The organism is Pseudonocardia oroxyli, assembly GCF_900102195.1.
Taxonomy (GTDB): domain Bacteria; phylum Actinomycetota; class Actinomycetes; order Mycobacteriales; family Pseudonocardiaceae; genus Pseudonocardia; species Pseudonocardia oroxyli.
This window is the reverse complement of sequence record NZ_FNBE01000038.1, coordinates 1-10,770: the sequence shown is the minus strand read 5'-3', so window position 1 is coordinate 10,770 and position 10,770 is coordinate 1. Positions and strand designations below refer to the sequence as shown.

Annotated in this window: 8 protein-coding genes and 3 pseudogenes; 8 read left to right on the top strand and 3 right to left on the bottom strand. The window is 65.9% G+C overall.

Annotated features, from left to right (window positions below; translation table 11 throughout):
* A pseudogene (locus tag BLS43_RS30740) lies at positions 1-246 on the bottom strand (long-chain fatty acid--CoA ligase); the annotation flags it as partial.
* 280 nt (positions 247-526) lie between these two features.
* On the opposite strand from BLS43_RS30740, the gene BLS43_RS28895 reads away from it, so the two are divergent.
* The 4 genes from BLS43_RS28895 to BLS43_RS28880 all read left to right on the top strand — a co-directional run bounded on the left by BLS43_RS28895 (position 527) and on the right by BLS43_RS28880 (position 5,270).
* On the top strand, positions 527-1,048 hold the full coding sequence (locus tag BLS43_RS28895; RefSeq protein ID WP_218130062.1) for an FAS1-like dehydratase domain-containing protein: 522 nt from the start codon (positions 527-529) through the stop codon (positions 1,046-1,048).
* A 28-nt stretch (positions 1,049-1,076) separates the two neighbouring features.
* Complete coding sequence (locus BLS43_RS28890) at positions 1,077-1,499, top strand: hotdog family protein (RefSeq protein WP_093089875.1); 423 nt, start codon at positions 1,077-1,079, stop codon at positions 1,497-1,499.
* 206 nt (positions 1,500-1,705) lie between these two features.
* Positions 1,706-2,641 carry a TIGR03619 family F420-dependent LLM class oxidoreductase gene (locus tag BLS43_RS28885; protein ID WP_218130061.1) on the top strand — a complete coding sequence of 312 codons (936 nt, stop codon included), beginning with the start codon at positions 1,706-1,708 and terminating at the stop codon, positions 2,639-2,641.
* A gap of 85 nt (positions 2,642-2,726) precedes the next feature.
* Positions 2,727-5,270, top strand: coding sequence for a CoA transferase (locus BLS43_RS28880; RefSeq protein WP_176921633.1), 2,544 nt, complete (start codon positions 2,727-2,729; stop codon positions 5,268-5,270).
* A gap of 214 nt (positions 5,271-5,484) precedes the next feature.
* Here the strand turns inward: BLS43_RS28880 and BLS43_RS28875 are convergent, their stop codons facing one another.
* The gene (locus BLS43_RS28875) at positions 5,485-6,138 is read right to left on the bottom strand and encodes a TetR/AcrR family transcriptional regulator (RefSeq protein ID WP_218130060.1); all 654 of its coding nucleotides are present in this window, start codon (positions 6,136-6,138) and stop codon (positions 5,485-5,487) included.
* A gap of 86 nt (positions 6,139-6,224) precedes the next feature.
* On the opposite strand from BLS43_RS28875, the gene BLS43_RS28870 reads away from it, so the two are divergent.
* The 4 genes and pseudogenes from BLS43_RS28870 to BLS43_RS28855 all read left to right on the top strand — a co-directional run.
* A complete protein-coding gene (locus BLS43_RS28870; RefSeq protein WP_218130059.1) occupies positions 6,225-7,289 on the top strand; it encodes a phosphotransferase family protein in 1,065 nt (354 codons plus the stop codon).
* An 8-nt stretch (positions 7,290-7,297) separates the two neighbouring features.
* Positions 7,298-8,053 carry an SDR family NAD(P)-dependent oxidoreductase gene (locus tag BLS43_RS28865; protein WP_218130058.1) on the top strand — a complete coding sequence of 252 codons (756 nt, stop codon included), beginning with the start codon at positions 7,298-7,300 and terminating at the stop codon, positions 8,051-8,053.
* 60 nt (positions 8,054-8,113) lie between these two features.
* Positions 8,114-9,397 (top strand): acyl-CoA dehydrogenase family protein, encoded by a 1,284-nt coding sequence (locus BLS43_RS28860; protein ID WP_093089869.1) that lies wholly within the window; start codon positions 8,114-8,116, stop codon positions 9,395-9,397.
* 192 nt (positions 9,398-9,589) lie between these two features.
* Positions 9,590-10,351 (top strand): annotated as a pseudogene (locus BLS43_RS28855) (IS5 family transposase); the annotation flags it as partial.
* On the opposite strand, the pseudogene BLS43_RS32285 reads toward BLS43_RS28855, so the two are convergent.
* A pseudogene (locus tag BLS43_RS32285) lies at positions 10,307-10,757 on the bottom strand (hypothetical protein); the annotation flags it as partial. The pseudogenes BLS43_RS28855 and BLS43_RS32285 sit on opposite strands and share 45 nt — an antisense overlap.
* Between the last annotated feature and the right edge of the window lie 13 nt (positions 10,758-10,770).

Sequence of the window (10,770 nt, the reverse complement as noted above, 5' to 3'; positions counted from 1 at the left end):
GTAGTTCACCGGCAAGAACGGCACCCCCGCGGCCGCAGCCGCGAACAACGCAACCGGGAAAGCCGGACCATTACCACCCAGGAACACCACGACCGAAGCGTCCGCCTCGACCACCGCTCCCGCACCCCGGTGAGCAAGCTCACGCAAGCGACCACCAGTGACACCCGACCGCCGCCCCCCGAGCAGCACACGCTCACCGAACCCGGAAGCAACCATCTCTAGCAGCGTCGTCAAATCCACCGTCATCCTCGAACACAACCTCACCACGCCACAGACCGCACCCCACCAACACCACGATACCCATACAGGATGCCATCCCATAACAACAAGCACACCCCACACCACCACCTCCCCCACAAGCCGGCCATGCGCTACCGTGCAGTACCGGCAACGACACGGTCATCGGACATCCCACCGCACGGCAACGGCGGCTCGTCGCTGGTCAGGCGCCCGACCGGGGCCGCCTACGCCTGTCCTGGCCGGAACGTTCAGCAGCGACACATCTCGTCCCTACTCGGAGAACCGCATGACCGACAGTGCCACCCACACGACGAACATCACCCCCGAGATGAAGGCCGCTCTCGGAACCGAGCTCGGCCGACGGGTCAGCTACCCCATCACCGACTCGGACATCCGCCGCTGGGCGCTCGCGGTCTACTGGCCGGATCTGCCACCGGCGCGCTACCTTGCCGGCAACGACTCCGCCCTCGTCGCCCCGGAGGAGTTCAACCCTTTCGCATGGGCCGTTTCGGAGACCATTCTCCATCCGTCCGGTGTCGATGCCGACCGGAACGACCCAGACAGAACCGAGAAGCAGCTCGGCGTGACGGGACCAGGTTTGAAATACATGCTCAATGGTGGCATGGAGACCGAGTACGGCGCTTCGATGCGCGCCGGAGACGTCATCACCAGCGTCACCACCCTGGCCTCCTATTCGGAACGCCCCGGACGACTAGGCCTGATGCTCTTGTCGGTCACCGAGGACACCTGGACCAACCAGCACGAGGAAATAGTGAAGCGCGGCCGCACGACGCTGATCCGCTACTGATCCACTGATCGAGAGGAGGTCGCTGGTGATGAGCAGTGAACCCCGACGCGAGGTGACGCTCGGCGAGCAACTACCACCTGTAGTCCGGGAGACCGGGTTCGCCAACTGGAACCGGTACGCGGCCGTGAACGACGAGTTCGTCCCGATCCACATGGACGACGAGGCAGGTCGCGCTGCGGGCTACCCAGCTGCATTCGGAATGGGCAACCTGCAATGGGCTTACTTGCACATCATTGTCCGAGGGTGGATGCCCGCAGGGAGCCGTCTTCTCTCCATGAAGTGCCAGTTCCGGGGCGCGAACGTCAAGGGCCAGACCGTGACCGCCCGCGGCGAGGTGATCGCGATCGACGACGCGGCCGATGGTCGGCGGGCAACTGTCAAGGTGTGGACCGAGGATCAGACGGGCACCCCTCTGGCCCCTGGTGAGGCGGTCGTACTCCTCCCCGGATGACTCCGGCGGATATCGGTCCGTACATGGCCCGAACGCTTGTCCAGTCGATCAGCGTGATCTTCGTTCGAAGCTAGCAGTACCCGCAGAGCGTTATCCTGCCGGCGCCACTCGGGTCACGATGCACCCGGGAGGGCGTGGCCCGCCCGATGCAGGCCGATCCGACCATCGGCCCTGGAGCCGCACCGGCCGTCTCGAGAGGACCCGCGATGGGCCTGCGTTTCACGATCGAACACCCACTCGGTCGTCCGGGCTGCTCGCCCGAACTCTACCGACGGGAGGGCATGGCCGCCTTCGCCTCCGCCGCGGAGAACGCCGGTTTTGACGCTATTGCCTTTACCGAGCACCCGGCTCCATCCCTGAAATGGCTGAGTGCGGGTGGGCACGAGAGTCTCGATCCGCTGGCCGCCCTTGCGTTCGCCGCCGCGGTCACTAAACGGATCCGACTGTTGAGCTATCTTCTCGTTCTTCCATACCGCAATCCGCTACTGGTGGCGAAGACAATTGCCACGGTCGACCTGCTCTCCGACGGGCGCCTCACCGTCGGAGTCGGCGTCGGCTATCTCAAGACCGAGTTCGCCGCGCTCGGCGTGGACTTCGAGGAACGAGGGGCGCTGTTCGACGAAGGGCTGAGCGTCCTGCGGAACCTGTGGGTCGCCGACAGCTTCAGCACCGAGGGACGACACTTCACTGCCCGCGGGCAAGTGAGCGCACCGGGCCCCGTACAGCGCCCCCACCCGCCGATATGGATCGGCGGCAACAGCCGTGCGACACGTCGTCGGGTCGCTCGGGCCGGGGAGGGCTGGATGCCGCTCCTGATCAGCGATGAGATGGCAGCGACCACGCGGACGGAGGCCATGTCCGGCACAGCTGCGCTCAAGATGGGGATAGCCGACCTGCAGGCGCTCCTGGTCGATGCCGGACGCGATCCCTCATCGGTCGCCGTACAGGTAAAGTCGCGGCACAGCGACATCCTCCTACATCGCGAGTACTCGTGGGAGCGGCACCACCAGTTCATGGAGGAGCTCGCCGCCGCCGGTGCCACCGACGTCGTGGTCCGAACACCGGGTCACAGTCTGAACGAAGCGGTCGAAGGGCTCGAGGAGTACGGACAGTGCGTCATTGCACGATGGCGTCGATCATGACACGCGACTGCCGGCTGACTGGTGTCATGCGAGCGGCGCCTCACACAGCTCCCTTCCGCCCACGTTCCCAGGAGGATCTCGAACGGTGATCAATAGCGCGTACGCCGGAACACGGGTCCTCGAGATCGCGGCCGGCTTGGCAGCGGGAGTCGCAGGCCGATTCTTCGCCGACCTGGGCGCCGAGGTGATCCGCCTGGAGCCGTTCAGCGAGCCTGCACAGGACTTCGGCGATGCGACCGTTCAGACGTGGGCGCGCGCGGGAAAGACCTTGCTCGACGGGCCCGCTCCCGACGGAACTCTCCGGTCGGTGGCTCCGCTTCTCCCGGGCGCTGACCTTCTGATCAGCGATCTCAGTCCGCAGCAATGGGCCGAGACACTCCCCACGCCCGAAGCCCTCATCGAGGACAACCCGGGACTTGTACTGGTCGACGTCACGAAGTTCGGGCGGAGCGGCCCCTATGCCGCCTACGCGGCTCCGAGTCTCGTGTCGTTGGCGCTGTCCGGGTATCTCTTCATCAGTGGGCTCAATGATCGAGAGCCCCTGCGAATCGGTGTCGATCTGGTAGACGTGGTAACGGGCGTCAATGCCGTCGGGGGTGCGATGGCAGCACTCCATCACGCGCGCACCACCGGGCAAGGGCAACAGGTAGAGGTGTCGACGCTGCGGACCCTCCTGTGCACCTTGATGAGCTTCCCGACGAGCTACGGTTTCCAGGGCACGGTCCGGCGCCGCTCGTCCACACGGACCGTCAGCGTCGGTCCCCTCGTTCCGGCCCAGGACGGCCACGCACTGGTGAGTACGTTCCGCACCGATCCGGAGATGCTCTTCGTTCTGCTCGAGGACGAGCGACTGCTCGAGGAGCGGTTCGCAGATCCGATTGGGCGCGCCCGAAATCAGCAGGAGTTCATCGACGTCATCAGCGAAGCGGCCGCAACCCGGACTATGCGTGACTTGTTCGAGACCGGCCAGAGCCTGCGAATGCCGAATGCGATGGTTCAGTCACCACTTCATTCCTCGGCCGATCCGCAGCACGCCGCCCGCCGGTTCTTTCAGCCCCTCCGCCTCGACGGCGGAAGCGAGGTGCCGGCGCCAGTCGTGCCCTTGGTACCCGAGGCAGCACGTGACAGCGATGCTCATCGCCCATGCGTCACGCACACCGGCACGACACCGGCGTGGAGCGGAGACCCGACTCCTCGTGGGTCGGTCACGCGTCCGAGCCGTGACGCCCTGGAGGGGCTCAAAGTCCTCGAGCTGACCTTTGCCTGGGCCGGACCGTTCGCAGGCCGCATTCTCGCTGATCACGGCGCAGAGGTCGTCAAAGTCGAGTCTCGCAGGCATCCGGACACCGCGCGCGGCTTCGACCTGGTCGACCTGAGCTTCGGCGACAACGACCGCTGGATGGACCGGTCGATGGGCTACGTCATCGCCAATCCGGGCAAGTACCACCTCGGGATGGAGCTGAATGATCCGGTCGGCAAGGAGGTCCTCCTGGATCTCGTGCGGTGGGCCGACGTGGTCATCGAGAATCTCACGCCGCGGGTATTGCCCAATCTGGGCCTGGGTTGGGACGTCTTCCACGAGGTGAACCCCTCGTTGATCATGCTCTCGGCGACGGGCTTCGGGCACGACGGGCCCTATCGCGACTACGGAGCGTGGGGCTGGACTCTGGAGTGCCTGTCGGGTATCACGCACGGTACTGGCTACCGGGACGACTCCTCGCCCCTCCTCCTCATTCCGACGATTCCCGACTCCTTCTCCGGCACGATGGGAGTCGCCGCCGTATTGGCAGCGCTGGAAGAGCGCCGCGAGACCGGCTTAGGCCAGTGGATCGACCTCTCACAGTATGAATGTGCCACGTTCGCGGGACTCACCGACGTCGTGCGGGCCGGTCGCGCCGGGGCCGACCGACCGCGAACGGGCAACCGTCACGTATGGCAGGCCCCTCAAGGGGTGTATGGATGCGACGGCCAGGATGCCTGGGTAGCGGTCGCCATCGAGACCGACGAGGAGTGGTTCCGGCTGTGTGAGGTGCTCGGCCGCTCCGACCTCGGCGACGACGAGTCGTTGCGCAGTCATGGCGGGCGGCACGCCGACCACGACCGCATCGACGAAGCGATCAGTGACTGGACTCGAACGCGTTCGAAACACGACGCCATGAAGATCCTGCAGCAGCACGGCGTCCCAGCTGGCGCGGTCCAGCACGCCAAAGACCTCTACCATGATCCACAGGTGGAGGCGCTCGACTACTTCCGGGCGGCATGGGGAACCGAGATCGGACTACGCATCTGGCCGGGCACCTTCTATGCAATGAGTAGGACACCTGGCGACGTGCGACGGGGCGCGTCGACATTTGGCGAGGACAACGAACGGGTTCTGCGCGACGTCCTCGGTTATGACCCGGCCAGAGTGAAGAATCTGCTGATGACCGACGCCTTCTCCGACATCCAGGACGGACTGCAGAAGCCGTCGTCACCCGGACTCTCGGTCGAGACCATGCTGGAGCAAGGCCTGATCTTGAGCTGGGACGAGGACTACCGCGCCCTGCCCGAGAAGGTCGCCGCGCGGAACCAGCAGTGGCGCCGGGCGAACGGCCTGCCGGAGATGCGGATCGACGGCCGGGGCCGCTGACCGGAAGGGGACGTTTGCGGCTTCCCCGCGCCTATGTGCGGCAGGTCGGCCGCCGTGCAGCAGAACCTCTTGCGGGCAGCGAGCTCATCACAGAGCAGGCCTTCGACTTCCTGGGCGGGCCGGACAAGCCGTGCCTCACTCAGCGGTGCCTGAGCCACTGCCGGAGTCCGGAGAATGCTCCTGGCTCTCTCAGCAACCGGGCCGCTGCCTGGGTTCAGCTCGTGGGCTTGGGCTCGACGATGGGTACGGTCAAGCCCCGCAGACAGAAGCCAATAGCATGCTCGATCTCGGACTCGTCCGGCGAGGTTCCGTGGCGCGCGTGCACGTTCATCGCCCCGAACGCGACCTCCTGGACCAGGCGAGCATCGTTCTCCGGATGAGAGCTGCCCAGACGGCGGATCGGTTCCACCAGGATGCCGGCCATCCTGTCGATGGTATCGGCCGTCTCCGGGTGAGGACGGGCCGATACCTGCCGCAGCTGGCGCATTACTGCAACACTTTGGCGAGCCGCTTGCTCGTCGGTGACCTGGGTGAAGACTCCGCGAATCCACGCCGTCACCTGAGCGCGGGGTTCGACCTCCTTGTCCACCTGGTGCGCGAGGTAGGTGCGCAGGCGAGCGAGGCCCCGCTGCAGGAGCGCATCCATCAGATCGTCCTTGCCTCGAAAGTAGCGGTAGAAGGCCTGGTTGGAGGTGCCCGCCTCCGCAACGATGTCCGCAACCCGTGGCGGATCCGGATCGGCCCGCTCCGCCACGCGTAATGCCGCCTCGAGAATCGCTTCGACCTCCTTGGTCGCCTCGGTCCGTTGACGCTCGAGAGCCCGCTCGACGGCGGCCCCCACAGCGCCCAGTGCCTCGCTCGCCTCCACCTGTCCAGTATGCGCCAGCGGCGGGAAGCGGACTACACCACGTTGAGATCTTGATTCTCACTCTTCAGAATGCCATTCTCAAGCCCATGAGCGAGGATGGACCGACACGAGAGCGGTCGACGGCTCCGCTGGACGTGGGGCGGTTGGCGCGATGGATGGACCAGGAAGGCCTGCCTGGCGAGGGGGACGTTCCGACGCTGTCGCGACTTTCCGGTGGCTCACAGAACGACCTGTATCGTGTAGAGCGCGGTGAGCATCGATCGGTGTTGCGCATTCCGCCGGCGACGGCGGATGTCTCGCGACGGCGCAACCACGTACGCGAGCTGACCCTCCTCCGCGGACTGAAGGGCACCGACGTCCCTCACGCTGAGCTGCTGGCCGGCTGCGAAGACGACGAGGTGCTCGGTGCGCCGTTCTACCTCATGGATGAGATCGTCGGCTGGTCCCCCTCGAGTGCGGGATGGCCTGAGCCGTACCAGCATGACCTGCCCGCGCGCGCACCGCTGGCCTTCGCGCTCGTCGACGGCGCAGCCCGGCTCGCCAGGGTTGACTGGAAGGCTCAGGGCCTCGACGGCTTCGGCCGTCCGGACAACTTCCACGACCGTCAGGTCGACCGCTGGCTGGCCTTTCTGTCGACGTATCAGTTCCGGGAGATCCCGGGCCTGGACCAAGCATCCACATGGCTTCGGACCCACCGGCCGGCACACTGGGAGCCGGGGATCATGCACGGCGACTACCAGTTCGCCAATGTCATTTTCACGAGCGACGTCCCGACCCGTCTGGCAGCGATCATCGACTGGGAGATGACGACGGTCGGCGACCCGTTGCTGGACCTGGCTTGGGCACTGATCGCTTGGCCGCCAGAGGGCGACGACATGTCAGCCACCCGCTATCTGCCCCTGGAGGGCATGCCACCTCGCGAGGCGCTACTCGAGCACTATGAACGGGTCAGTGGGCGTTCCACCGAGGACATCGACTACTACGTCGTGCTGGCCCGTTGGAAGCTGGCCATCGTGCTTGAGAAGAGTTACGCGCGCTTCGCGAGCGAGAACCGCGGCAACCCCACGCACGGCGGCCTCGGCGCCATGGTGCTGGAGCTCATGCACAAATCTGCCGAGCTCGCGGCCTCCTTGAGGACGGCGAGACCATGATCCCGAGCATGGCGGATCGGCTCTTCGACCTGACCGGAAAGGTGGTCCTCGTGACCGGCGGCAGTCGAGGCCTCGGCAAGGAGATTGCGCTCGGATGCGCGCAGATGGGCGCCGACGTCGTCATCGCGAGCCGAAAGTACGAGAACTGCGTCCAGGCCGCCCAAGATCTGGAGACGGCCACCGGCCGACACGCACTACCTTATGCCGCCCACATCGGGCGATGGGACGAGCTCGATGGCCTCGTGTCTGCCGCATACGGGCGCTTCGGCAAGGTCGACGTCCTCGTCAACAACGCGGGAATGTCGCCACTGTACGGGGAACTCTCCAGCATCTCAGAGCAGCTCTTCGACAGCGTGATCAACGTGAACTTCAAGGGCCCGTTCAGACTATCCGCGCTCGTTGGCGAGCGGATGATCACGGACGGCGGCGGATCCATTGTCAACGTGAGTTCGACGGGTTCCGTCCGGCCCAATCCGTCGATCATCCCGTATGCGGCTGCCAAAGCCGCCCTCAACTCGATGACCGAGGGGCTCGCGCAGGCCCTCGGCCCTACCGTACGGGTGAACACTCTGATGTCCGGGGCAATGATGACGGACGTCGCGAAGGCCTGGAGTCCCGAGACCAAGGCATCGTCCGGCAAGCGCGTCGCGCTCGGGCGCATCGGCGAACCTCACGAGGTCGTGGGGGCGGCGCTGTACTTCGCCTCAGACGCCTCGAGCTACACCACTGGGGCGACCCTTCGCATCGACGGGGGCATCCCGTGACCAGTCCGCAGCTCCCGTCCTCCACCCGTCCTGCTCTCTGACCCCGACCAAGGAGCCCCCATGGCATGGGACTTCAGCACCGACCCAGACTTCCAGGCCAAGATCGAGTGGGCCGAAGCCATGGTTCGCACCGAGGTGTCTCGGCTGGACCTGCTCTGGCCGCACGACGTCTACAAACCCCTCACCGAGGCACAGCGGGCAGTGGTCGCCCCGTTGAAGCAGCAGGTCCGCGACCAAGGACTATGGGCAGCACATCTCGGGCCCGAGCTCGGCGGCCAAGGATACGGTCAGCTCAAGCTTGCTCTTCTCAACGAAGTGCTCGGAATGGCTACCTGGGCGCCCCGCATCTTCGGCACCCAGGCTCCCGACACCGGCAATGCAGAGATCATCGCTCACTACGGCACCCCCGACCAGAAGGCTGCCTACCTCAAGCCGCTACTCGAGGGCGAGATCGTGTCCTGCTACTCGATGACCGAGCCGAGCGGCGGCGCCGATCCTGCCGTCTTCGTCACCCGGGCTGTACGCGAGGGCGACGACTGGGTCATCAATGGCGAGAAGTTCTTTTCCTCCAACGCTCGGTGGGCCGACTTCCTGATCGTCATGGCCGTCACCGATCCCGAGGCCCCGCTGCTCGACCGGATGACCATGTTCCTCGTCCCGGCGAACACCCCGGGAGTGCAGATCGTGCGGAACCTGGCTCTGTTCGGCGAGCCGGATGAAGAGGGCTCGCACGCGCTGGTGCGTTACACCGACGTGAGAGTGCCTGCTTCGAGTGCACTAGGCGAGGTGGGCAAGGCTTTCGCCGTCGCGCAGACCCGGCTCGGTGGCGGGCGTGTGCACCACGCAATGCGGACGGTGGGCCAAGCGCAGCGTGCCCTTGACATGATGGCCGAACGCGCTCTGTCCAGGACAACCCAAGGTACGCTGCTGGCCGACAAACAGCTCGTCCAGTCATTCTTGGCCGACTCGTACATCGAACTGCAGCAGTTCCGATTGCTCGTGCTATACACCGCATGGCAGATCGACAAGTTCCAGAATTACAACAAGGTCCGTAAGGACATTGCCGCGATCAAGGTGCAGACCCCGCGAGTGCTGGAGAGCATCGCCCGGCGAGCTGTCCAGGTGCATGGCGCGCTCGGCGTCACAACTGAGATGCCTCTCGCCAAGATCCTCTCCCGCGGGCTCTCCCTCGCTCTAGCCGACGGACCCACGGAGGTCCATCAGGTCACCGTCGCCCGCCAGCTGCTTCGCGGGTACAAGCCCGCAGAAGGACCTTGGCCTTCCGAACACATCCCCACCCGCCGCGAGGAGGCGCGTGTCGCGCTGCTCGGCGAAGGCGTTTGACCAGGGTCGCGTCTCTTCAACCTTCTCATCGAGGCGACGTGGGCCACAGATGTCACGCTTTGGCGTGCGCCCCGCCTCGACGTCGATACACCGCGAGCGAACCGCTGCCGCCTGAGAGGGTGTTGTGGAACCTGGTGATCACTCGGCGTGGCGGCGGTGGTAGTCACCGGGGCGCGGTGATCATCCGGTCGGGTGTGTGTCTGTAGCTGCAAGCCCGCCTATGACTCGTCGGTGACCGACGCGCAGTGGGCGGTGATCGAGCCGTTGTTGCCCCGCCCGGCCGCAGTGCTGGGTGGGCGCTCGCATGTGTACTCCCGCCGGTTGATCATCGACACGATCTCGTATGTGCTGGTCAGCGGGTGCGCGTGGCGTCTGGTGCCGCATGATCTTGCTCCGTGGAGCATCGCGTATCAGTGGTTTCGGGCCTGGACCGGTGACGGCACCTGGGACGGGGTCCACGAGGTGCTCCGCGACCGGGTCCGCGCCGCCGACGGTCGTGACCCACAGCCCTCGGCCGGGGTGCTGGACTCCCAGTCGGCGAAGTCCAGTGAGGGCGGCGAGGCCATCGGCTACGACGCCGGCAAGCGCGTGCGGGGCCGTAAGCGGCACCTGCTCGTCGACACCATCGGCCTGTTGCTGCACGTGGTGGTGCACTCGGCATCGGTGCAGGACCGGGCCGGGGCGCAGCTGGTCCTGGCCGGGGCTCGACGACGGTTTCCGCTGCTGGGGCTGGTGTGGGTTGATGGCGGCTACGTCAACTCCGTCGATGCCGGCCTGGTCGGCTGGGCCGAGCGTGAGGAGGGCATCGAGATCGTCGCGGTGCCCCGCAACGCGGACGTGAAAGGGTTCCAGGTGCTGCCCCGCCGGTGGGTGGTGGAACGGACCTTCGGCTGGTTGACGAGGTGTGGAACAGCCGATCTCCAACGGGAAGCCCTGACGGTCGACCAGCAGGCCGACCACGACCTGCGGGTCGACCCGGCGCTCTGTGGAGAACCCGACCTTGCGCAGCCCGCCCTCCTCCTCGACCTCGAAGTAGAGAGCGATCACATCGTAGACCACCAGACTGACATCACCGCAGCTCAAAGCATACGCGAAGCACAGATCGGCGATCCAGTCCCGGTAGAAACCGACCCCGACAGCACCACCCTCGCCAGCAGGCGCCACTTCGTCCACCCCGCACTCAATGCGATCCTCGGCATCGTCGATCCGGGCGGCGCGGCGCAGGGTCCACCACAACGTCGGACAGGACGCCGGCTACCAGCCCACCTCGGCCAACACCCGACCCACATCCAGCAGCGAGGTCGGCCCGACGACGCCGGCGAGAACCAGCGAACACCTCATCGCCGACCTCGTCGAACCCGAGGCCGACCTAG